Origin of the sequence: Vibrio sp. J502 (assembly GCF_025397955.1) — a bacterium.
Taxonomy (GTDB): domain Bacteria; phylum Pseudomonadota; class Gammaproteobacteria; order Enterobacterales; family Vibrionaceae; genus Vibrio; species Vibrio anguillarum.
This window is the reverse complement of record NZ_CP104554.1, coordinates 674,516-698,348: the sequence shown is the minus strand read 5'-3', so window position 1 is coordinate 698,348 and position 23,833 is coordinate 674,516. Positions and strand designations below refer to the sequence as shown.

Sequence of the window (23,833 nt, the reverse complement as noted above, 5' to 3'; positions counted from 1 at the left end):
ATGCAAAATATCGGGATGTCGTCAAAACTCGACAATGTCTGCTATGACATTAGGGGTCCTGTACTCAAACATGCTAAACGCATGGAGGAAGAGGGGCATAAAATACTGAAGTTAAACATTGGTAACCCCGCCCCATTTGGCTTTGACGCCCCAGATGAAATCCTAGTTGATGTGATCCGTAATCTGCCTACTTCACAAGGCTATTGCGACTCAAAGGGGATCTATTCCGCGCGCAAAGCCGTGGTGCAGCACTACCAGAAAAAAGGGCTGCGTAGCCTAGATGTAGAAGATGTTTACATCGGTAATGGTGCTTCAGAGCTTATCGTGATGGCGATGCAAGCGTTGCTTAATAATGGCGATGAAATGCTTGTCCCTGCTCCTGATTATCCATTATGGACCGCTTCGGTCGCCCTCTCCGGTGGCACTGCTGTGCATTACTTGTGTGATGAAGAAGCCGATTGGTATCCTGATCTCAACGACATCAACAGTAAAATCACGCCCAAAACACGCGGTATTGTGTTGATCAACCCCAACAACCCAACAGGTGCTGTCTATAGCCGTGATTTCCTGCTGGAAATTGTTGAGATTGCCCGCAAGCATAAATTGATCATTTTCGCCGACGAAATCTACGACAAAATCTTATACGATGGTGCAACCCATACGCCCATTTCAACACTGGCTGATGACGTTTTAATGGTCACTTTTAACGGCCTGTCAAAAGCGTACCGTGTATGCGGGTTCCGTGGTGGTTGGATGTTCCTTACCGGGCCAAAACACATTGCCAAAGGTTATGTGGCTGGTTTGGAAATGCTTGCCTCAATGCGTTTGTGTGCCAACGTGCCCATGCAGCATGCGATTCAAACCGCATTAGGTGGCTATCAAAGTATCAATGAGCTGATTTTACCCGGTGGCCGACTGCTCGAACAGCGCGACCGCGCGTGGGAATTGATCAACCAGATCCCCGGCGTCTCATGTGTCAAACCTAAAGGAGCCATGTACCTGTTCCCGAAAATCGACACGAAAATGTACAGCATTAAAGATGACCAAAAAATGGTACTCGACTTCTTAAAACAAGAGAAAGTGCTATTGGTTCAAGGAACGGGCTTTAACTGGCCAAAACCGGACCACTTCCGCATTGTCACCTTACCGCATATTGAAGATTTGGAAATTGCCATTGGCCGCTTCGAACGTTTCTTATCGACCTACAGTCAGTAGCATTCTGACGTAAACTTCCATATGCTAAACGGGCGCACTTTTCGATACTAAAAGTGCGCCCGTTTTCTTTTAATCGCCAATTTTTCTCTTGGTCCCCAAAACAGCAAGGATGTTTATTGCAATGAAAGAGAGTCACTTTTTTGCTCACTTAGCCCGAATGAAGTTAATTCAACGCTGGCCTTTAATGCGATCCATCTCCAGTGAAAATATCTCTGAACACAGCCTACAAGTGGCATTTGTCGCTCACGCTTTAGCCGTAATCAAAAACAAAAAATTTGGCGGCAAGGTCAACCCTGAACGGATTGCGATTTTAGGTATGTATCACGATACCAGTGAAGTGTTGACAGGCGATCTTCCGACACCAGTTAAATACTACAACCCCGATATTGCTAAAGAATACAAAAAAATAGAAGCCGCTGCCGAACAAAAACTGCTCTCGATGTTGCCTGAAGAGCTGCGTGAGGATTTTGCTCCATATCTCGTTTCAGACGCCGCGCACCCTGAAGATGTGGCGATAGTCAAACAGGCAGATTCACTCTGCGCCTATCTCAAATGCTTAGAAGAACTCAGCGCGGGCAACCATGAATATGCGCTGGCCAAAAAACGTTTAGACGTCACCTTACGAGATCGCCATACACCTGAGATGGAGTATTTTCTCAATACCTTTGCCCCTAGTTTCGAATTAACGCTGGACGAGATCAGCTAACTCACGCTAAGTTACTTGTTAAGTGTTTGAAAAACATAAATGTACTGCAGGAGATGGCATGGATATATCCATTGACCCCAAATGGCTTGAACGCCAAGATGATGAGCATAAAATCCGCCGCGATGATCACCGCAGCCCTTTCCAACGCGATCGGGCACGTATTCTTCACTCGGCAGCATTTCGTCGCTTGCAAGCCAAAACTCAAGTACATGGCACTAGCTTGAATGATTTCCATCGCACTCGCCTCACTCACTCCTTAGAAGCCGCGCAACTCGGCACTGGTATAGTGGCGCAAATTAAACTCAAGCAACCAGAGTTTCGTGATTTGCTGCCTTCGGATAGTTTGATCGATTCCTTATGCCTAGCGCATGATATCGGCCATCCTCCTTATGGTCATGGCGGCGAAGTGGCGCTCAATTATATGATGCGCGATCACGGCGGCTTTGAAGGCAACGCGCAAACCTTTCGAATTGTGACCAGCTTAGAGCCCTACACCGAACACCATGGTATGAACCTGTCGCGCCGCACTGTGCTGGGCTTATTAAAATATCCTGCACTGCTGAGCCAAACTCGCGCCGTACAGCAACCCAATGCAGTCGCTCACCAGCGTCAGTTGAAAGCTAAAGAGTGGTCGCCCGCTAAGGGAATATACGATTGCGATCACGCGATTTTTTGTTGGGTAACGGAGCCGCTCTCTGCGCAAGATAAAGCCCTGCTCAGTCAAATGCGTGGTCAGCCCGCAACGCCTTATCAACATCACAAGACTCGCTTTAAATCACTCGATTGCTCAATCATGGAGCTGGCCGATGACATTGCCTACGGCGTGCACGATTTAGAAGATGCCATCGTGCTTGGCATGGTGACTCGCCAACAGTGGCAAGAGGCCGCAGCCTCGAAACTGGCCGAATGCGGCGATGCGTGGTTTGAAGAACACATCGCTTCCATCAGTGAAATGCTGTTTGCAGGCAAACATTATCGTCGTAAAGATGCGATTGGCGGGATTGTTAATGCGCTACTGACTAGCATTCATATTCAAGCCGTTGATGCGCATTTTGAGAATGAATTACTCGCCTTCAACGCCTATTTAGAACCCAATATGGCCGCCGCGCTGGAAGTACTGAAATCATTTGTGAACCAATATGTGATTCAAATTCCGCAAGTGCAGCGTTTTGAATACAAAGGCCAGCAGATCATCATGGATCTATTTGAAGCACTGAGCGCCGATCCTGAACGCTTACTGCCAGAAACAACGCGCGGTAAATGGCAAGCCCAAACTAATGAAGACGATGGTATGCGCGTCATCTGTGACTATATTTCGGCTATGACCGATGGCTATGCGCAAAGGCTCCATCAACAACTGTTCTCAGCTCATAATCACTATTAATGGCTGGTTGAGTGGTAGCTTCTGCCACCGTTACTCACTGATATAGCGGTTACTCACTGATATAGTTTTGCTTAAAAACCCCAGCTGGCATTTGGCTAATTTGAAAGGCAACCATCGCATCAAAAGCATCAAGGAGCGGTTGAAAATTTTGCCGAGGCTCAAGCAATGACAAGATATGAAAACCAGCTTCAACGGTCGATAAGCTGTTTTCACTCGGTGCTTTACGAATGCGATAATTGCCTTTGAGATCGGTCGGCAAGTGCAAACACGCTAGCGAATGTAAATTGCTCGAGAGTTGCCACATTTTATACGCTTTCTTCCAAGTACCATCAAGTAAAATAACTCGTACTTTTCTGGTATCAGCATTGATGTTCATAGCCGACACGGGCTGCGCAGTCTCATGCGGGTAAAGTACATAGTTGAACACACCCGGCTCAGCTAAGCACTCATTCAGCTGAGTGTGCTGGCTAAAATCTTCGGCAACAAAGCGCCTGCAATTGGCTAAAGATAAATCGAGAATTCGGGCTGTGCCCATTGGGCGATGTTCTTCTGTCGGATGTTGAAGAATGATAAGCTCGACCGACGAGGAAAGCGGTACGATCAAAGAACAGATGCAGGCTTTTCGCGCTTTACCACATTGAGAACAGTATCGAGACATAACGTGAATTACTTTCGCCTTTGCTTACTAAACATAAACCATCAAAAAAATCGTTATTTTGCACTACTTGCTATCAGCTTGGTCTGCTTGGGGTTGCAATGGCCGCCACTGGCCGCCCTCAGTGCGTGGAATCGGCCTGCCATTGAAGCGGGCCAATGGTGGCGGATCCTAACAGGAAATTTCACACACACCAACTTTACACATCTTGGTATGAACCTCGCAGGGCTGTGGATTATCCATTTTGTGTTTCAGCCGAGCAGTAAAAAATGGTTAATCAGCCTTCTGGCAACCAGCCTGATGGTAGGCGTCAGCCTTTTTTTGAGCCGTATGCAAGTCTATGTCGGCCTTTCAGGCGCGCTCCATGGAATGTTTGCCTATTTGGCGCTGCAAGAAGCACTGCAAGGGCGTCGCAGCAGTTGGCTGTTGGTGGTTGGTGTTATTGTCAAAGTTGTCTGGGAGCAAATTTTCGGCGCTTCAAGTAACACCAGTGAGCTTATTAATGCACGCGTGGCTATCGAAGCGCATTTAGCAGGCATGTTGGCCGGGTTGATACTCGCCATCGGTGAATGGCTGAGATCAAAAAAAACGGAGAAGTAACGTACTTCTCCGCTTAATACTCTCCGAAAAATAATCTGCCTGCTTCGAGAAAGACGCACCTAACCTAAACGATTGGCCGTTGACCGCGACTGATCAATTTCAGAAGCACGCTATCGGCCGCTTCGCCCGCAACACCAGCCAATTTATCAGTCAGTTTTTTCTTCTGCACATAATGGATTGCCAGTACCGTTTTATCTTTACACGCAGCAACCACTAAGTCGTCAGAAGTTTTGATCTCATCGACTAAACCGAGCTCTTGAGCTTGAGTCCCAAACCAGTGTTCACCAGTGGCCACTTTCTCAAGGTCAAGCGCTGGACGATGCTCGCGGATAAAATCTTTAAACAGTTCGTGAGTCTCTTCGAGTTCTTGCTTGAACTTATCGCGCGCTTTATCACTGTTTTCACCAAACATAGTCAGCGTGCGTTTGTATTCACCTGCGGTCAACTGTTCAAATTCAATATCATGTTTTTTAAGCAGTTTATTAAAGTTAGGTAGTTGCGCGATAACGCCAATGGAACCGACAATAGCAAAAGGAGCGGCCACAATTTTATCAGCAATACACGCCATCATATAACCACCGCTGGCGGCCACTTTATCAACTGCGATGGTTAGGGGTAACCTAGCTGCTTTAATGCGATCGAGCTGCGAAGAAGCCAAACCATAACCATGCACCATGCCACCGCCAGTCTCTAAACGCAGCAACACTTCATCACCTTGACGAGCAACGGCGAGAATGGCGGTCACTTCCTCGCGTAGCGAACTCACTTCTTTGGCATCAATACTGCCGTTGAAATCCAAGACAAAGAGATGCGGTTCACGTTTGGTATCTAACGCTCCCTCTTTGGCCGCTTTTTTGATCGCTTTGTCACGTACTTTGTTTTTCTCTTTTTCGCTTTTCTTTTCTGCTTTATCGCGAGCCTTCAAGAAAGCATCATCGTGCAGATGGTGTTCCATCTGCTCGACTATTTCTTTATGACGCTCGGTTAAATTCACCACTTCCAGCTCGCCTTTCTGCGCGCTGTTTTTTCCGCCCACTGATTTCACAATGACCAATAGCACAACAAGAGCGACGACGATTGTCGCAATCTTGGCCAAAAATAGGCCGTAGTCCAATAAAAATTCCAACGTCCTAATCCTCATAGGTTTTGATTTGGTGTATTGTAACCACCTTGTCACGAAGACTTAAAGCAAATCATAACAATAAGGAAGCACAAGGTGGATTATTCAGTTTCTGCAGATGCCCTCAAAGATAGAGTCATTTTAGTTACAGGTGCTGGTGACGGTATCGGTAAACAAGCCGCCATCAGCTATGCAGCCCACGGCGCAACCGTCATTTTGCTCGGCCGCACGGTGAAAAAGTTAGAACAAACTTATGATGAGATAGAAAACGCTGGCTACGCAACACCTGCGATTGTTCCGCTGGACATGAAAGGAGCCACCAAGCAACATTACCTCGATATGATCGATACCATTGCAGAGCAGTTTGGTCGCTTAGATGGTGTGCTACATAACGCGGGACTTTTGGGTGTGATCAGCCCGTTTGATCAGATCGGTGAAGATTCTTATGACGATGTCATGCAGGTCAACGTCAAAGCGCAATTCTTACTCAGCCAAGCGGCGCTGCCATTGCTGCACAAATCTCCAGATGCGCGGATTGTATTTACGTCTTCAACCGTAGGCCATGATGGTCGTGCTTTTTGGGGCACTTATGCTATGTCAAAATTCGCCACAGAAGGGATGATGCAAGTGCTAGCTGATGAGCTAAGCAACACGTCAATTCGAGTGAATGCAATTAATCCCGGTGGCACGCGCACAGGCATGCGCGCCAAAGCTTATCCCGCTGAAGATGTGGAGTTGTTGAAAACGCCTAAAGATATCATGCCGCTTTATCTCTATTTAATGGCGCCGGAAAGCCAAGCCGTGAATGGTCAATGTATCGATGCACAACCGAAAAAGTAATGGCTTAGCTTTTTCTTAATCTTTCAATGCCTTGCCTCATCAGCAAGGCATTGTCGTTTGAGGTGAACGTTACTATTTCATGTCAGCACATTACATTAGAGACGACTTTATTGTAATGATGGCTAAAAATCTTACGAAAGCACATCACGTAATCGGTCTTGTGCCACTTGTACTAATAAATCGGGTTGGAATTTAGAGATAAAACGATCACAACCCACTTTTTGTACCATGGCTTCATTAAAGCTGCCACTGAGTGACGTGTTTAACGTAATAAATAGTGATTTCATTCTCGGATCATTACGGATCTCGGAAGTCAGTTTATAGCCGTCCATTTCTGGCATTTCAGCATCGGTGATCATCAGTAAAAGCTCACTCGTTACATCTCTTCCTTCATCGCTCCACGACTTCAGAAGATTCAATGCTTCTAAGCCATCTCTGCATTCGACAATTTCCAAACCAAGCTGTGAGAGCGTCCCTTTTATTTGGTTACGAGCCGTTGAAGAATCATCCACAATCAGAATTTTTCGCCCGACCATCTCCGCAACCAAATCATGGTCAAGAACGCCTTCTGAGATAGAAACGTCATAATCAATAATCTCAGCTAACACTTTTTCAACATCAATGATTTCAACAATATGGCTACTGTTGACCTCTTTAACATGGGTGATAGCGGTAAGGTAATTAGACCGGCCAGCTAAACGCGGTGGTGGCTGAATTTCAGTCCATGCGGTATTGATAATATTGCGAACTTGCCCAACCAAAAAACCTTGAATGGTTCGATTGTACTCAGTGATGATGAGGTTCTGTTCCTGGCTATCCAAGCGAGATGGAGGAAAACCGATCGCACTGCGCAAATCAATGACAGGAACTGGCACTCCCCTCAATGAGGCTACACCCGTAATATTATGATGAGAACCGGGCAATTTCGTTAACTGAGGAACTTTGATCACTTCCCTCACCTTAAATACATTGATCGCAAAAATTTGCCGGCTATTTAAGCTGAATAAAAGCAACTCAAGTCGATTCTCTCCGACAAGATTGGTGCGCTGGTCAACCGTATTTAAAACACCTGACATACGAAATCCCGAAAATTATAGTGAACTCACATAACAGTATAGCCATATGGGTTAATTGTAAAAAATATAAATGATCTAACCGCGAAAAAATTAACCTTCGACAACTTTCATCAGCAAAAGTCCATCATAGAGAGCTTGTTTAATCAAAGCCGCACCGGGCATGGTTGCCTGTTTATAAAAACGTGATTCCACTAATTCGAGATCTTGATGATAGACAGGTAAGCTCTGCTCTTCGATGCATTTTTGCAATGCAGGGTATAGCACGTTCTTAGCTTGGTTGATAACACCACCGATAAGAATTTTTTCTGGGTTAAATAGGTTGATCACAATTGCGATTGCGGCCCCTAAATAACGCCCTAGTTTCTCTATCACATCCACCGCTAATGGGTCACCCTCTGCTGCGGCCTCACAGATATCTTCAATAGTGATTTCACTGTGCTCAGTCAATGATGAAACCTCACCGTTTGCAATACGCAGCGCCACTTCTTCACGAATTGCTTGCGAACTGGCGACTGTCTCCAAACAGCCAATATTGCCACAATGGCAACGTTTACCGTGCGGATCAATTTGGATATGACCTAACTCACCGATATTCCCGTGCCGACCTTGCAGCACCCTGCCATCAAGGATAATGCCGGCCCCTAAACCGTGGTGAATAGAGATAAGAACCGAATTTTCATTGCCTTGCGAGTGGCCAAACAACTTTTCAGCCAGTGCCCAAGCTCGGGTATCATTCGCCACAAATACAGGTAGGCCCGTCGCCTTATAAATTTCAGGACCAAGAGCCAGATTTTCCACATTGTAATGAGGCATCTGCAGTACAATCCCTTGCTCTGAATTCACTAAACCGGGCAAGGTAATTGCGATACTCGTCACTCGATCCAATTGCGACGAGTAGGTTTGAAAAAACTCTTCAATTTCGTAAAGCAACCTAGCGAGCACGTCATCTTGGTCTAGCTCATGGATCTCAATTTTGGTGTCGATCAACACTTCACCACCCAACTCATGCAGGGCAATAATTAGGTAGCCACGCCCTAAACGCATGGATAAAAATTGCCATCCCTCATTATTGGTTTGTAAACCAACGGCTGGGCGACCACGGCTGATCGCTTCTTGTACTGTCGTTTCATGGATTAAATGAGCTTCAATTAACTCACGAGTAATTTTGGTAATACTTGCCGGAGCAAGCTCACTCTCCTTCGATAAATCGATGCGAGAAATGGGACCTTTTTGGTCAATGAGTTTATATACACGACCAGCATTGACCTGTTTGATATGATCAATATGGCCTGGTTGCGCCATATACATTGGGAGCTCCAGAAATCAATAACATGCCAATTTTTTTACTTTGCGAAGTAATTGTGAAGCGCTTTAGTATATTGCCGTGACAAGCATCACGGATATACCTAGATCTTCGTGTATTTAGCCAATAAACTGCCATTTGTTTACATTCAAAAAATATGAAACTCCTCTTTTTTTGTGACAAAAATCATCTGACACCTGTCGATAAATTTCACTCTTATCCCCTTTCTTTCGCCAGATCTTGCATATACTCAATCTAGATTCCCGCCCCATCAGGAGAACACAATGACCGCTGTGTTAAGAAGAACAAAAATCGTGACTACTTTAGGCCCATCAACAGACAAAGGCGAGATATTAGAGGCGATTATCAAAGCTGGCGCAAATGTTGTGCGCATGAATTTTTCACATGGTAGCTCCGAGGACCATAAACTGCGAGCGCAACGAGTAAGAGCTATCGCTGCTAAGTTGGGTCGCCATGTCGCTTTACTTGGTGATTTACAAGGACCAAAAATTAGGGTCTCCACATTTAAAGAAGGAAAAGTCTACTTAAATGAAGGTGACCGATTTGTTCTTGATGCAGAGCTCCCCCCAGGGCAAGGTGACCAAGACTCGGTTGGCATTGACTACAAAAAACTACCACAAGATGTGCAGCAGGATGACTTGCTGCTATTGGACGACGGACGAGTACAACTACTCGTCACAGCAGTCGATGGTGCTAAAATACACACCATAGTCACCGTCGGTGGTCCACTTTCAAATAACAAAGGCATCAACAAAAAGGGTGGCGGTTTATCGGCGGAAGCGCTGACCGAAAAAGACAAACGAGACATACTACTCGCCGCCGAAATACAGGTTGAATATCTGGCCATTTCATTTCCTCGCAATGGCGAAGATATGAAATACGCTCGCCGCCTCGCTCGTGATGCAGGCCTTGAAGCCAAACTCGTGGCGAAAGTGGAACGGGCAGAAACCGTTGCCAATGATCACAATATTGATGACATCATTATGGCCTCCGATGTGATCATGGTCGCTCGTGGTGACTTGGGGGTAGAAATTGGTGATCCTGAGCTGGTTGGTGTGCAGAAAAAACTGATCCGCCGCGCTAAGGCACTCAATAGAGTAGTGATCACCGCAACACAAATGATGGAGTCAATGATAGAGAACCCAATGCCAACCCGCGCGGAGGTAATGGATGTTGCCAATGCGGTGCTTGACGGAACCGATGCGGTGATGCTTTCAGGTGAAACTGCTGCTGGTAAATACCCAGTAGAAACGGTTCGTTCGATGGCCGAAGTGTGTGTCGGCGCGGAAAAAATGATCGAAGCTAGCCAACAAAATTACCGAATCGATACTTCGTTTGTGACTGCTGAAGAGACCATCGCGATGTCCACTATCTATGCGGCCAATCACATGGAAGGAATCAAAGCCATGGTGACTCTGACCGAATCAGGAAGAACAGCGCTTATGACCTCACGCTTAAATTCTGTACTGCCTATCTTTGCTATGTCACCCAATGAACGAAGTTTAAACCGCTGCGCTCTATATCGGGGAGTCACACCCGTCTATTTTGATACCAAAGCAGACACTGGTTTTGATGTGGCCGTTGCAGCTCTCAATACGCTTAAGGAGAAAAAATTGTTAGAGTTCGGTGACTTAGTGATCATCACTCAAGGTGACATTATGGATGTCGAAGGGTCAACCAACTGCATGCGTATCCTGCCGGTCCTTGAATAACCCGTGCTCCCCGTTGACTTAATGGTCGCGGGGAAAATAATCCGATGATGCAATACGGGACTGATATGCCGACTGCGCTTGGTTAAATTGGTCGATAAAGCGATAACCCGCCGTCAGTCCCAGCTCATAATCATAAAGCAGATCTTCTTTGCTGCTTAAGAGAGATCTTGACCTCAGTGGTTCGCTGGGCACAATCTGTAGGATGTAAACATCATCCGGCGGCGCACGCAAAAATTCTTGAGTAAGAGAATAAGTTTGGTAATGCACCATTAACATATCCGCTAACCCCGAATCAAACTTGTCACCAATTAAATGACTCAAGCGATAAATATCATCAGCGCCAAATAACCAGCGTCCACCATTGAGTAGCTCCAAATTCATTTGCTCACGTTTTTGTAGCTTAAAACGTTCTATTTGTTGATGGAGAAGACCACTCCACTCTTGCTTCCAGTAAGACAATTTTTGTCGCCACTGACCTTGAATATTTTGCAAAGGTTCATGTAACCAATGAGCCTCGTTGTAAGGCTTAGCAGAAGGCAACGGCTTCATCGGTAACCCACTCTCTACCGCGTCGACATCAGGGCATTCAGTGCGGATTACCGCGACAAAACGGGCACCTCTACGCCATGCCTCCTGAACTGGAATTGATGCCGATACTCCACCATCAATATATAGGTCATCACCCAGCTTGACTTCATGCGGATATAAGCGGGGAATCGCACAGGTGGCAATCAACACCTCTCGCCAGTTACTTTCTAATATCGGGAAATAATGGTCGTGGAGTGAGTGTGCTGAGGTAACAGCAGCATAAGCTTTTCTTTTCGCAAGGACTTGGGCTCCCATATCGACATCCAACCGATAAGGAAATTCCGATATGCGATCTAAAGCCCAATCCAAGTTCATGAACTGCTTACGCCGAACGTAGCTAAATAGATTAAAAAAATTAGCATCCGTGGTGAGTTCTAAAATAAAAGCCTTGCCTAACCCATGCTGACGGCATAGGTAAGCGCACAAATTCAATGCACCTGCAGAGGTGCCATAAAATTCATCAAAGGGGTCAAAATTGGAAAGAAGGAACGCATCTAACACACCTGCGGTAAAAATACCTCTTTGGCCACCACCTTGGGCAACCAATGCATTTTTTCCTCCAATGTACTTCGAGAGCCGATCTAAATCCGCTCTCGTCTCTTTATCAGAGATAGTTCCACTAGTGTTCATCAGCAGAACCCTCGTTGATTAATGGCTGATAGCGATCAAACCAAAACCGACGAGAATAGTAAAGACCGTTGCAGTAATCACTAATGCATATTTTAGATCAAGTTCCATAGCCACCTCCTATCAGATAACAAAGTAATAACATCAGTGTGAAGTATCTTCAAGAATCGTTGGTTTTTCGTGCACAATTATGGAGTTACCATCACAATAACCTAATCGTTAAAAAGTGGCTTAGGTTAATAATTATGCATCAATACAATAAAATCATTCTTATCATAGGAGCTTTATCTGCTCACTATGCACAAGCGCAAGTCATCGTCTCTCCCTTTTTTGGGTATATCATTGGGGGCGAAGTCGAGGATCAAGCCAGCAATGAATACGATTTAAAAGCTTCCTCTGGTTATGGCCTCGCTATAGAAACTGATTACGAAAAAGGCCGAATTGGTCTGTTTTATGCCACTCAAAACACCGCAGTTGAAACCATTAACGCGGATGCCAACATCCATTATCTCCACTTTCAAAGCAGCATTTATTATCCGACAAGCCAACAATTGACCGCTTATATAGGCCTAGGTATCGGTGGTTCTTATACGGATGTTGACTGGGCTAAAGATAAATATGGTTTTTCTTCAAGCTTGTTTGGGGGTTTTGAGTATGCCTTTACCGATAACATTGCGCTGAATAGCCAAGTGCGTTGGTTAGGTACCTCTGTTGACAACGAAACTTCAGCAACCTGCACACTGCCCTCTTCAGAAACATGCGCGATTCGTTTTAAATCTGATTGGATCAATCAATTTTCGGCTAATATCGGCCTGACAGTTCGTTTTTAAACCAAGATAAAATTGTGGTGTGATTCACTAGTGAGTGTATGTTTTTCAGTCATACACTCTTCGACAAAAAATAGTTTTATCATTTATATTTTTTAGACAACGAAGTTATAAATTCCATTCTTATTAAAAAATGACGTTCATTCCACCTAGATCCTAATTAATTAACAACTAATACACCATCAAAAAACCAGGGAATAACATTTACAATCTATTGCCTTAACTTAGATTAGTCTGTAGTCTCGAACCCATGCGTAGCTGATTATTTCAGATACAGCAAACACACATCGAACTATTAAGAACAATATTCTGAGTTCTCGGAAAGCTGACAACATATAACACTAACTTTTTGCCAGTTCATGGATGATGGCGCAAATATTCACGGTCTACTTAGTGTACCGATAGTATTCATCACTCCAACACTGGCTCCGCAGCCGAAGAGAAGCTTCATACCTCAGGGAAGTCGTAAAGGAGTAAACAATGAAGCGAGAACAATGGGGATCCCGTGCAGGGTTCATTCTGGCTGCCGTAGGTTCGGCTATCGGTCTTGGAAACATATGGCGTTTCCCTTATATGGCTTATGAGAATGGGGGTGGTGCATTCTTCATCCCTTACCTTTTCGCCATGATCACAGCGGGTATACCGTTTATGATCCTAGAGTTCAGTATGGGTCAAAAGCATCGCGGTTCAGCACCAGCCACACTGGCTAAAATTCACGCAAAATTTGAATGGTTAGGTTGGTTCCAAGTAGGGGTTGCCGCTATTATTGCTGTGTATTATGTGGCCGTTATTGGCTGGGCTATTTCCTACTTTGGTATGTCGTTTACACAAAGTTGGGGAACCGATACTAATGCTTTCTTCTTTAGCAACTATTTAGCACTAGGCGATAATTCACCGACAAATCTCGGTAGTATTCAATGGAAAATCGCCATTGCAATGCTGATTGCATGGGCCATTACTTATGCTGCTATCGTCGGTGGAGTGAAATCTGGAATCGAACGCGCTTCAAAAATCATGATGCCAATACTGTTTATCATGGTACTGCTTTTGATTGGCCGCATGATTTTCCTACCAGGTGCATTAGATGGTGTGAACTACATGTTTGAGCCTGACTTTGACAAGATCTGGGATGTGAAGGTTTGGGCTGCTGCTTATGGACAGATTTTCTTCACCCTAAGTATTGGTTTTGCCATCATGCTGGCGTATTCCAGCTACCTTCCTGAGAAATCAGACATAACGAATAACGCCTTCATGACAGTATTGATCAACTGTGGTTTCTCAATTCTGGCGGGGATTATGATTTTCTCTGTTCTTGGCTACATGGCTCATGAACAAGGCAAACCGTTGACAGAAGTCGTGTCTGCGGGCGTTGGGCTTGCATTCGTTACGTTACCAGCGGCTATCAACCTATTGCCAGCGCCCTATATTCTTGGGCCAATCTTCTTCTTTGCACTTGTTGTTGCAGGCCTAAGCTCACACATATCAATCATTGAAGCCGTCACCTCAGCCGTCATCGATAAGCTAAAATGGAGCCGTAAAAAGGCCGCTAATGTAGTTATCAGCGTAGGGTTTTTGGTTTCAATGGCCTTTGCGACCAACGGTGGCCTGTTGCTGCTCGACCTTGTCGACCACTTCGCAAACAACGTGGGCATTATGGCGAGCTGTCTAGTGGAACTTACACTCATGGCATGGCTATTTAAGATTTCTGACGTACGCAAATACGTGAACAGCATTTCCGATTTCAATATTGGCGTGTGGTTTGATATTTGTCTGCGCTTTATCTCACCTGTAATTTTGGCCATTATTGTCGCCACAAAACTGAACGCTCTATTCACAGAAGGTTACGGTGGTTATGACCTCACCCTCGGATGGGTCATGATCGGGTTACTATTCGCTATAGGCGTAACAATCAATGCAACAAGCCGCAAGGAGTGCAACTAATGACGACAAGTGCAATTATTATGATGATTATTGGTTTGCGCATTACGTGGGGTGGCGCCGCCATCTGCATTAAAAAAGCCATGAACAAACAATAATCCTGTTGATTCTAAAAGCCGATGTCATCATCGGCTTTTTTTATGCCTGTCGACAACCGCTACACCTGCCTCTTGAAGCCAAACCTATTCCACAGCAAAATTAAACAAGTGATGTGAATAAAGGAATAGAGCGAAATAGCCCTTACTTGATTATCGTTTGAGATAAAAGAGAGTTAAGTCGACAAGCCAAGCGTGAGATCCGTCTTATCGCCGCAAGCGGACAACTCAACTAATAAATGAGATGGCAATGATCAACTTATAAAAATAGAGAATGGCTGATGAGCGAGTTAGCGGCAAAAGAAAAGGAGGCTTTCGCCTCCTTTTTTATAGGGGAATGAAAAGATATGAATTAACCGTGGTTACGGATCCACTCATCCATTTCAGTTTTAAGGTTGTCAGACTTAGTACCAAAGATAGCTTGAACGCCACCCGATACAACAACAACACCCGCAGCACCAAGCTGTTTCAATTTCTCTTGGTTTACTGCTTCTGTTTTAGCAACAGAAACGCGTAGACGAGTAATACATGCATCTAGGTTAGTGATGTTTTCTTTACCACCAAAGGCCGCAACAAGTTCACCAGCTAACTCACTGCCTGTAGCAGAAGAAGCTTCTTCAGATTCATCTTCACGACCTGGAGTTTTCAGGTTCATCGTACGGATAACGAAAGTAAACACGACATAGTATAGAACTGCATAAGCAATACCTAGACCAACCAATAGCAACATGTTTTCAGCACGAGGAGATTGAACAACAAAGTCAATGAAACCGTTCGAGAACGTGTGACCGTGAACAACACCTAGAGCGTTAGTCAATACATAAGCAAGACCAGCTAGCAAAGCATGAACAACATAAAGTACTGGAGCAATGAATAGGAATGAGAACTCGATAGGTTCGGTAATACCCGTTAGGAATGACGTCAATGCGGCAGACGCCATGATGCCCATTATTTTAGCGCGGTTTTCTGGTTTTGCAGAATGAGCAATAGCAAATGCAGCAGCAGGAAGACCAAACATCTTAAATAGATAGCCACCCGCTAGTTGACCAAAGCCATTACCAGCAGCACGAGACGCATCATCAGCCGTCAAGAAGCAAGTCATGATGCCATTGACCGTTTGACCTGCACCATTAACACATTCGCCAGCTTGGTAGAAGAAAGGAACGTTCCAAATATGGTGAAGACCGAATGGAATCAATGAACGCTCAATAACACCGTAAATACCAAATGCAGTGACAGGGTTTTGGTTTGCTGCCCAATCAGAGAAAGAGGCGATCAGTGCACCCACTGGTGGCCATATAAAAGAAAGGATGACACCTAATGCAATCGCTAAGAAACCGGTAATAATCGGTACTGCACGTTTGCCAGCAAAGAAGCCCAAATACTCTGGTAACTGGATTTTGTAAAAGCGATTAAATGCCCAAGCAGCAACGCCACCGGCTAGAATGCCACCAAGAACACCGGTTTCATACTTTCTTCTGATAGCTTCAATTGCTGAATCATCAAGCGTTTGCCCAATGGCTAGCAACGCGTCCCTTGCATGACCAATTTCGACATCAGCTAATACATTCAGCGTCGCAACCATGATACCATAGCCAACAATTGCTGACAGGCCTGAAACACCATCGTTATTCGTGAAGCCTAATGCTACACCTACTGCAAAGAGTAGTGCCATTTGACCAAAAACCGAACCACCAGCTTGTTCCATTAAATGTGAAACAACTTCTGGTAGCCAGCTAAAGTTCGCTGCACCCACACCAAGCAAAATACCCGCAACTGGTAAAACTGATACTGGAAGCATCAGAGCCTTACCAACTTTCTGCAGGTTTGCAAAAAGGTTTTTAAACATGTTTATGCTCCTGATTAAGTTATTAGAATTGTTTGGGTTCTAACGGCACACCCCCGTAGCCTAAATGTTAGCACCCAATGAAAATGTAACCACATATCGCATTATATTTTTCGCCTCTAAATATATCTTGATGCCACTCAAACTTTCTAGTTAGTAACGAAATTTTGTTTCAAAACAATAGACCGATCACAATGCGGGAGGGTGTAAACACTGCCAATCAATTAATATAACTCCATGTTTTATAATGACATTGCTAACAATACCATTAATTTCACAGAGTGAATAAAATTAGCGCACTTGTTATTTTTAGTAACAAAATTACAATTTTAACTTTCGAGCTTATTTTTTCAACAGATTAAGTAAATAAGGTAATAAGTTGTTAATTGTCACACTAACTTGATAAAAAACGCCGTCTTACACGCATCTCTCACGACAATTCAACTTTCCGTCGCAAAAAAAGATTTTGGTAATTTTCGGTCGTTTTTTCTTCAATTTCTTTTAATGACAGATTTTTTAGCTGTGCAATATAAGCAGCAACCTCAACAACGTAGGCTGGCTGATTTTGCTGACCACGGTGTGGAACCGGCGCAAGATAAGGGGAATCAGTTTCAATCAGCAAGCGTTCCAAGGGCAGCGCCTTCACAACTTCTTTCAATTCTGTCGCTTGTTTAAACGTGACAATTCCTGAAATAGAAATATAAAAGCCAAGCTCCATAGCGGCTTGTGCAAAGGCAAGATCTTCAGTAAAACAATGGATAACACCACCGCACCTTTCTGCCCCACCATCACGGAGCATTTCAAGAGTATCAGCCCGGGCATTTCGTGTATGAATAATCAAAGGTTTGTTAAGGGCAACAGCGGTTTCAATGTGCTGTGAAAACCGTAATTTCTGTAACTCAGCCGTTTCCGGTTGATAGTGATAATCTAGCCCCGTTTCGCCAATCGCCACCACTTTGGGATGACTCGCGTATTGATGGAAGCGGGTCAATTCAAAATGACTTTCAACGTCAAGTGGATGAACACCACAAGAAGCATGAACATTATCAAAGGGCTGAATAAGCTCTAACATTGGTTCAAAAGAATCCAGCGTTACGCCAACAGAAAGCAATTGCTTAACATTGGCTTGACGAGCTTTTTCTACTACATCAGCAACATCGATATGGAGCGTATCGTAATCAAGTTTATCTAAGTGGCAGTGCGAATCTACAAACATGTTTTCTCATCATTAAAGTTAAATAGCCAATCGCTGATCAGTAGCTCGCTATTGAGTCCACTAAACGTCTTTAGTTCTTCCATTAAACGAGTTAATGCCTTGGTTTGGCGATAAAGTACTGGGTAGCTGATCTGTTTTGCTAATCGAAGGCTAATAGGAAGCTGCTGCTGTTCAACCACGCCAAATTGTACCTTTTGCGTATCGGTCAACATGGTCCACAACCAAGCCAAATATTGGGTAGGCGCCTCATTAATCTGCTTCACACAAGCGGAAATATCAGCACTGGCATCGGTTAAGCAATGGGCAATATTTTGCTCAAAAGCCTGATATTTTGCTAACTCTCCCGATTGAATAAACGCCAACGTATTTAGTGGTGAATAACCATTTAAATGCGCCGCATAAGGAGGGACAGGTTGCGATGTCTGTTCACTTAACCAATGCGAGACTTGTTCACTGCTCGGTGGTGTCAGCACCGTTTTTTGACAGCGACTGATAATGGTTGGGAGTAATGGGTTGATACGAGAGGCGACAAGTAAGAAAAAACAATTGCGCCCCGGAGCTTCTAACGTTTTGAGCAGTGCATTCGCTGCTGATTCATTCATGGAATCGGCGGGATTAATAACGATAAAGCGAGCACCAGAAAGCTGCGCCGATTCTTGAGCCAACTTATTGCATTGCCTAATTTGATCAACGGTAATCGCCTTCCCCTCTTTTTCAGGCGAGATCAGATGAAAATCAGGGTGACTACCAGACTTCATCAATTCGCAGCTATGACAAAACCCACACGCTTCTGAATGGCTATGCGAACACATCACTGCTGCACTCAACTTCTCAATGAGCCGTTCAGCGCCCAGCCCTGAGGGAGAAACGAGTAAGCTCGCCGCAGGGAACTGCTGGTTATTGAGGCTGGTTTGCCACTGAAGCCAATAGCCTGCTAACCAAGGATACAGATCATTTATCATTAATTTGTTACTCAATGTTTAGCCCTAGTTTCTCTCTAGCATATTGGTTTCTAGAAACTGGGTTAACGCTGCTTTGATAGAGAATGCCACCGCTTCTATTGTTTGTTCAGCATTAATCACAGCCACGCTTTTATCTTCCTTAGCTAGGGCAAGGTAACGTTCACGCGTGCGCTCAAAAAAACCAATATCCATTTTTTCGATACGATCAAGCTCACCTCGACCTCTGGCTCTTTCTAAACCGATGCTCGGATCTAGGTCCAAATAGAGCGTAAAATCTGGCTTAAAATCACCTAGCGTTACCTTTTTAAGGTTTTGCATCGTTTCTAGCGGAATTTGCCTCCCACCACCTTGGTAGGCTTGAGAGGACATATCATGGCGATCACCAACCACCCACGAACCAGCCGCAAGTGCAGGCTTAATCACATTTTCAACCAATTGAACACGAGCGGCGTACATTAATAACAGCTCAGTCATATCCTGAAGCACTTCACCTTCATGCTCTTCTTTGACTAAGGCGCGCATTTTTTCTGCTAAAACAGTTCCACCCGGCTCACGAGTATGAGTGATGTTTGTCACGCCGAACTCAATAAGTGTTTCTCTAATGGATTGAATAGCAGTGCTTTTTCCTGCGCCTTCTAAACCTTCTACAACAATAAATTTAGCATTCATGACTGGGTTCTTAACTGTTTTAAATAAGCGCGAACAGCGCGATTATGTTCATTCAATGTTTTAGAAAAAACGTGTCCACCAGAGCCACTGGCAACAAAATACAAATAATTGCTCTGCTCTGGGTTTAATGCCGCTTTGATTGAGGCTTCCCCCGCCATCGCAATAGGCGTAGGAGGTAAACCAAAAATAGTATAAGTATTAAATGGCGTCGGTGTTCTTAAGTCTTTTTTACGAAGATTGCCATCGTAGGCATCGCCAAGCCCGTAAATGACCGTAGGATCAGTCTGTAGCCGCATCCGTTTATTGAGTCGATTGACAAAAACGGAGGCAATGCGCTCTCGCTCTGAAGCAATAGCCGTTTCCTTTTCAATAATTGACGCCAAAATCAACGCTTCATAAGGCGTTTTAATTGGCAGATTTGGCTGGCGATTGGCCCAATGTTGATCGAGTATTTTCTCAAGACGTCTATTGGCCCTTTTTAGAATCTCAAGATCGGTCGTTCCAAAAGGGAAATGATAAGTCTCCGCTAGAAACAATCCTTCAAGCTTTTGCTGCTCAATGCCTAATTTTTGGGCAATGTCGGCTTCTGCCAAATCAGCTATCGTGTTTGTCACGCCTTCGGTTTGTGCAAGCAGAGCTCGCCACTCATTAAAGCGGCTCCCTTCGACAAAGGTAATAGAGAACTGATGCTCTTTACCGGAGATCACGTCACTTAAGAGATCGATCAATCGATCTCCGGGTTGTACTTGGTAAGTTCCCGCCTTAATTTTGGTTATTTCAGGATGCAGACGTCGCACTAACTTGTACATCGAAAAATCCGTTATCCATTTTTTCTCATTCAATAGCGTTAATACGCCATTAAGGCTCGTGCCTGATTTTATGGTCACGACTTGCGATGAAGGAAGCGATAGAGGCTGTTCTAAATAAGCATCTACCTGTCGCTCAATGTAGAAATATCCAGCTCCAACGGCGATAATGATCAGTAGTAATACAACGAAAATTCGATTAATCACGAGTTAAAACGCTCCTGAAAATAGCGTGTTATTTTACCAATAGGGAAAATCGTATTTGCAATTGCCGTGACAGGCGCAACGCCTAATAAGGAGTTAGTAATAAACACTTCATCTGCCGACAATAACTCTTCTAATGAGAATGCTCTCACCTCAACCTTGAGATCGGTAGCCGCCGCCAATAATACACGGCGAATAACCCCAGCTACGCCTGCATTGTCTAAGCTTGGCGTACATAACCTATCCCCTGACACCCAAAAAATATTTGCAACCGTAGTTTCTATGACATGCTCATTGATGTCTAGCGCGATGCCGTCAGCGTACCCTTTTGCATCCATCTCTGACTTCAATAAAACTTGTTCTAGTCGATTGTTATGTTTGTGACCCGCCAATAATGGCGAGAGTCCCATCCGCTGTTGGCATACACCAAGCTCGATACCATCGGCTATCCACTGACCATAATGGGCTGGATACTCAAAGGTACTGATAGTGACTTGAGAATCGCCAACGTTAGCAGGGCTATAACCCCGACCACCTTGTCCGCGGCTAATATGAATTTTCACACCGGATTTTGCGGTACTAGGAACGATCGTTGAGAGCCAATGTTCAACTTGCCGCCAATCAGGGGCGGGAATAGCTAAACACCGCAAACAAGATTCCATGCGTTCAACGTGCATATCCCAATATTGAAGCTCACCATCGCAAACGAGAATCGTTGTGAAGCAACCATCCCCATACTGAAAAGAGCGATCAGTAAGAGATAGGGTGTTACTAGGTTGTCCATTTACCCAAAACATCGTGCTTACCCCACAAAAAGAAACGGCTCAATGCTAAGCATCAAGCCGTTCAAACTCAAGTGTCACAACCACAATCATTAGATTTTTTTGAAAATCAACGAGCCGTTTGTACCACCAAAACCAAAAGAGTTACAGATCGCATATTCCATACCTTCCACTTTGCGGGCAGTGTGTGGAACAAGATCAATGCCTAAACCTTCTTCTGGATCATCAAGGTTAATGGTTGGTGGAACAATTTGGTCAACTAATGACATAACGGTGATAATGGCTTCAACAGAACCAGCCGCGCCTAGCAAATGACCAGTCATCGATTTAGTAGAAGAGACAAGAACTTGTTTCGAACCTTCTTCACCTAAAGCGCGCTTAACACCTTTAATTTCCGCAACATCACCAGCTGGAGTCGAAGTACCATGCGCGTTGACGTAACCGATTTGAGTACCTGTTACGCCCGCATCACGCATCGCGGCTTCCATCGCTAACGCACCACCTGAACCGTCTTCGCTTGGTGAAGTCATGTGATAAGCATCACCAGACATACCAAAGCCAACTAACTCAGCGTAAATCTTCGCACCGCGTGCTTTAGCATGTTCATATTCTTCAAGAACCATAACACCCGCACCATCGCCTAGAGCAAAGCCATCACGGCCTTTGTCCCAAGGACGAGACGCTTTTTGCGGTTCATCATTACGCGTAGACAATGCTTTTGCTGCGCCAAAACCCGCCATGCCAAGTGGTGTCGATGCTTTTTCTGCACCACCTGCCACCATCGCATCGGCATCACCGTATGCAATCATACGTGCCGCATGGCCAATGTTATGTAAACCTGTTGTGCATGCGGTAGAAATAGCGATATTTGGACCACGAAGACCACGCATGATAGACAAGTTGCCTGAAACCATGTTGACAATCGTTGAGGGTACAAAGAACGGGCTCACTTTACGTGGGCCTTTTTCTACCAAGGCATGATGACCAGTTTCAATCAAGTCAAGACCACCAATACCAGAGCCGATAGCAACACCGATTCTTGGGGCATTTTCTGGAGTTACTGTGATACCAGAATCATTAAGTGCTTGGATACCCGCCGCAATACCGTACTGGATAAAGAGATCCATCTTACGGGCATCTTTTTTAGACATATACTCTTCGCAGTTAAAGTCTTTGACTAGACCTGCAAAACGAGTTGAAAAATTGGTGGTATCAAAATGTTCGATATTAACGATACCGCTTTGACCAGCTAGCAGGGCTTTCCAAGAAGATTCTACAGTGTTGCCTACCGGTGACAACATACCCATGCCAGTGACAACGACACGACGCTTGGACACGATCATATTCTCCGGAGTTGAAAAGTTCTATGAGAGGTATAGAAGAGTTAGAAAAACTCAGGCGGCCAGAGGGCCGCCTGGGGAGAGATATTACTGAGCGCTGTTTACGTAGTCGATTGCAGCTTGAACAGTAGTGATCTTCTCAGCTTCTTCATCTGGAATTTCAGTATCGAATTCTTCTTCTAGAGCCATTACTAGCTCAACTGTATCTAGAGAATCAGCACCTAGATCTTCTACGAAAGAAGCTTCATTCTTTACTTCTGCTTCGTCTACACCTAGCTGTTCAACAATGATTTTCTTTACGCGTTCTTCGATGTTGCTCATGTTTTCTTTTCCTTTACAGATTTCGCCTAATGCGATGGTTCCGTAGTTTATTCTAACTAGGGAAAGTTGCAAGTGGGTCATTGCTGGTCAAACCACAATTTTACCGATTTTAACCGAAATTAAGACCATTTTTGACTTAAATCATGCACAAATGTTGCGCATATAGTTAGCAAGTTTTACACGTTGTTGACAATAGCAAAGCCTTTATTTCATCAATAACGTTCAAAAACCAACTTATACCATGTACATCCCGCCATTTACGTGCAAAGTTTCACCCGTAATGTAGGCAGCCTCTGGAGAAGCTAAAAATACCACTGCCGAGGCAATTTCGCGTGGATCGCCTAAGCGGCCAGCTGGCACTTGGGCTAGTGTAGCAGTACGTTGGTCATCATTCAGCGCTTTTGTCATATCTGTTTCGATAAAACCTGGCGCAACTGTGTTAACCGTCACACCACGAGATGCAACTTCACGAGCCATAGACTTAGTAAAGCCAATTACGCCCGCTTTTGCCGCTGCGTAGTTGGCTTGACCAGCGTTACCCATAGTACCGACCACAGAGCCCACATTGATGATGCGACCATTGCGCTTTTTCATCATGCCACGTAGCACCGCTTTCGATAAGCGGAAGATAGACGTTAAGTTGGTATCAATAATATCTGACCATTCATCATCTTTCATGCGCATTAATAGATTATCACGAGTAATCCCGGCGTTATTCACAAGAATATCGATCACGCCAAACTCGTCATTGATGGTTTTCAGCGTCGCTGCGATAGATTCCACATCCGTCACGTTCAGCGCTAGGCCTTTACCATTATTACCAAGATATTCACTGATTGCCGCTGCACCGCTTTCGCTAGTAGCCGTGCCGATCACTGTTGCACCGCGTTCAACTAATAATTCAGCGATCGCTCGGCCAATACCACGGCTTGCGCCAGTCACGAGAGCAATTTTACCTTCTAGGTTCATCATCTATTCTT

Annotated in this window: 24 protein-coding genes; 9 read left to right on the top strand and 15 right to left on the bottom strand. The window is 44.7% G+C overall.

Going from position 1 to position 23,833, the window contains the following annotated elements:
* From N5E84_RS03430 to N5E84_RS03420, 3 genes are all read left to right on the top strand, one after another.
* Positions 1–1,215 (top strand): pyridoxal phosphate-dependent aminotransferase, encoded by a 1,215-nt coding sequence (locus tag N5E84_RS03430; RefSeq protein ID WP_013856428.1) that lies wholly within the window; start codon positions 1–3, stop codon positions 1,213–1,215.
* A 121-nt stretch (positions 1,216–1,336) separates the two neighbouring features.
* Positions 1,337–1,921 carry a 5'-deoxynucleotidase gene (gene yfbR / locus N5E84_RS03425; RefSeq protein ID WP_026028390.1) on the top strand — a complete coding sequence of 195 codons (585 nt, stop codon included), beginning with the start codon at positions 1,337–1,339 and terminating at the stop codon, positions 1,919–1,921.
* Positions 1,922–1,979: 58 nt separating this feature from the next.
* A complete protein-coding gene (locus N5E84_RS03420; RefSeq protein ID WP_029388086.1) occupies positions 1,980–3,305 on the top strand; it encodes an anti-phage deoxyguanosine triphosphatase in 1,326 nt (441 codons plus the stop codon).
* A 49-nt stretch (positions 3,306–3,354) separates the two neighbouring features.
* On the opposite strand, the gene N5E84_RS03415 is transcribed toward N5E84_RS03420, so the two are convergent.
* Positions 3,355–3,963 carry a tRNA-uridine aminocarboxypropyltransferase gene (locus tag N5E84_RS03415; RefSeq protein ID WP_019281536.1) on the bottom strand — a complete coding sequence of 203 codons (609 nt, stop codon included), beginning with the start codon at positions 3,961–3,963 and terminating at the stop codon, positions 3,355–3,357.
* Positions 3,964–3,966: 3 nt separating this feature from the next.
* Between N5E84_RS03415 and rrtA the strand changes: the two genes are divergently transcribed.
* Positions 3,967–4,560, top strand: a complete 594-nt coding sequence (rrtA, locus tag N5E84_RS03410) for a rhombosortase (protein WP_017045270.1) — start codon at positions 3,967–3,969, stop codon at positions 4,558–4,560.
* Positions 4,561–4,624: 64 nt separating this feature from the next.
* Here the strand turns inward: rrtA and sohB are convergent, their stop codons facing one another.
* Positions 4,625–5,686 (bottom strand): protease SohB, encoded by a 1,062-nt coding sequence (gene sohB / locus N5E84_RS03405; RefSeq protein ID WP_029388085.1) that lies wholly within the window; start codon positions 5,684–5,686, stop codon positions 4,625–4,627.
* Positions 5,687–5,776: 90 nt separating this feature from the next.
* On the opposite strand from sohB, the gene N5E84_RS03400 reads away from it, so the two are divergent.
* Positions 5,777–6,520 (top strand): YciK family oxidoreductase, encoded by a 744-nt coding sequence (locus N5E84_RS03400; RefSeq protein ID WP_017048556.1) that lies wholly within the window; start codon positions 5,777–5,779, stop codon positions 6,518–6,520.
* A 131-nt stretch (positions 6,521–6,651) separates the two neighbouring features.
* Here the strand turns inward: N5E84_RS03400 and N5E84_RS03395 are convergent, their stop codons facing one another.
* Positions 6,652–7,596, bottom strand: a complete 945-nt coding sequence (locus N5E84_RS03395) for a chemotaxis protein CheV (protein ID WP_017048555.1) — start codon at positions 7,594–7,596, stop codon at positions 6,652–6,654.
* Between the two features lie 90 nt (positions 7,597–7,686).
* A complete protein-coding gene (locus tag N5E84_RS03390) occupies positions 7,687–8,904 on the bottom strand; it encodes an ROK family protein (protein ID WP_013856420.1) in 1,218 nt (405 codons plus the stop codon).
* Between the two features lie 279 nt (positions 8,905–9,183).
* On the opposite strand from N5E84_RS03390, the gene pyk reads away from it, so the two are divergent.
* Positions 9,184–10,632, top strand: coding sequence for a pyruvate kinase (gene pyk, locus N5E84_RS03385; protein WP_069211945.1), 1,449 nt, complete (start codon positions 9,184–9,186; stop codon positions 10,630–10,632).
* Positions 10,633–10,650: 18 nt separating this feature from the next.
* Here pyk and N5E84_RS03380 read toward each other — a convergent pair whose 3' ends face one another.
* The gene (locus N5E84_RS03380) at positions 10,651–11,850 is read right to left on the bottom strand and encodes a patatin family protein (protein ID WP_019281533.1); all 1,200 of its coding nucleotides are present in this window, start codon (positions 11,848–11,850) and stop codon (positions 10,651–10,653) included.
* A gap of 18 nt (positions 11,851–11,868) precedes the next feature.
* On the bottom strand, positions 11,869–11,958 hold the full coding sequence (locus tag N5E84_RS03375) for a YnhF family membrane protein (protein WP_094123948.1): 90 nt from the start codon (positions 11,956–11,958) through the stop codon (positions 11,869–11,871).
* 38 nt (positions 11,959–11,996) lie between these two features.
* Between N5E84_RS03375 and N5E84_RS03370 the strand changes: the two genes are divergently transcribed.
* From N5E84_RS03370 to N5E84_RS03360, 3 genes are all read left to right on the top strand, one after another.
* On the top strand, positions 11,997–12,677 hold the full coding sequence (locus N5E84_RS03370) for an outer membrane beta-barrel protein (protein ID WP_019281532.1): 681 nt from the start codon (positions 11,997–11,999) through the stop codon (positions 12,675–12,677).
* A gap of 477 nt (positions 12,678–13,154) precedes the next feature.
* A complete protein-coding gene (locus N5E84_RS03365; RefSeq protein ID WP_017045264.1) occupies positions 13,155–14,615 on the top strand; it encodes a sodium-dependent transporter in 1,461 nt (486 codons plus the stop codon).
* On the top strand, positions 14,615–14,710 hold the full coding sequence (locus N5E84_RS03360) for a MetS family NSS transporter small subunit (protein ID WP_019281531.1): 96 nt from the start codon (positions 14,615–14,617) through the stop codon (positions 14,708–14,710). The genes N5E84_RS03365 and N5E84_RS03360 overlap by 1 nt, the downstream gene beginning before the upstream one ends.
* Before the next feature lie 349 nt (positions 14,711–15,059).
* On the opposite strand, the gene ptsG is transcribed toward N5E84_RS03360, so the two are convergent.
* From ptsG to fabG, 9 genes are all read right to left on the bottom strand, one after another.
* Entirely contained in the window at positions 15,060–16,556 is a 1,497-nt protein-coding gene (gene ptsG, locus N5E84_RS03355; RefSeq protein ID WP_019281530.1) for a PTS glucose transporter subunit IIBC, read from the bottom strand.
* Positions 16,557–16,983: 427 nt separating this feature from the next.
* On the bottom strand, positions 16,984–17,769 hold the full coding sequence (locus N5E84_RS03350) for a TatD family hydrolase (protein WP_017042571.1): 786 nt from the start codon (positions 17,767–17,769) through the stop codon (positions 16,984–16,986).
* Positions 17,760–18,746, bottom strand: coding sequence for a DNA polymerase III subunit delta' (holB, locus tag N5E84_RS03345; protein ID WP_017049101.1), 987 nt, complete (start codon positions 18,744–18,746; stop codon positions 17,760–17,762). Before holB ends, N5E84_RS03350 begins: the two co-directional genes overlap by 10 nt.
* Positions 18,747–18,755: 9 nt before the next feature.
* Positions 18,756–19,400 (bottom strand): dTMP kinase, encoded by a 645-nt coding sequence (gene tmk, locus N5E84_RS03340; protein ID WP_017045261.1) that lies wholly within the window; start codon positions 19,398–19,400, stop codon positions 18,756–18,758.
* Positions 19,397–20,413, bottom strand: a complete 1,017-nt coding sequence (gene mltG / locus N5E84_RS03335) for an endolytic transglycosylase MltG (protein WP_019281529.1) — start codon at positions 20,411–20,413, stop codon at positions 19,397–19,399. The genes tmk and mltG overlap by 4 nt, the downstream gene beginning before the upstream one ends.
* Entirely contained in the window at positions 20,410–21,207 is a 798-nt protein-coding gene (pabC, locus tag N5E84_RS03330; protein WP_019281528.1) for an aminodeoxychorismate lyase, read from the bottom strand. The genes mltG and pabC overlap by 4 nt, the downstream gene beginning before the upstream one ends.
* Before the next feature lie 77 nt (positions 21,208–21,284).
* Positions 21,285–22,529 (bottom strand): beta-ketoacyl-ACP synthase II, encoded by a 1,245-nt coding sequence (fabF, locus tag N5E84_RS03325; RefSeq protein WP_029388082.1) that lies wholly within the window; start codon positions 22,527–22,529, stop codon positions 21,285–21,287.
* Between the two features lie 90 nt (positions 22,530–22,619).
* A complete protein-coding gene (acpP, locus tag N5E84_RS03320; protein ID WP_014204679.1) occupies positions 22,620–22,853 on the bottom strand; it encodes an acyl carrier protein in 234 nt (77 codons plus the stop codon).
* Positions 22,854–23,087: 234 nt separating this feature from the next.
* A complete protein-coding gene (gene fabG / locus N5E84_RS03315) occupies positions 23,088–23,822 on the bottom strand; it encodes a 3-oxoacyl-ACP reductase FabG (protein WP_029388081.1) in 735 nt (244 codons plus the stop codon).
* Between the last annotated feature and the right edge of the window lie 11 nt (positions 23,823–23,833).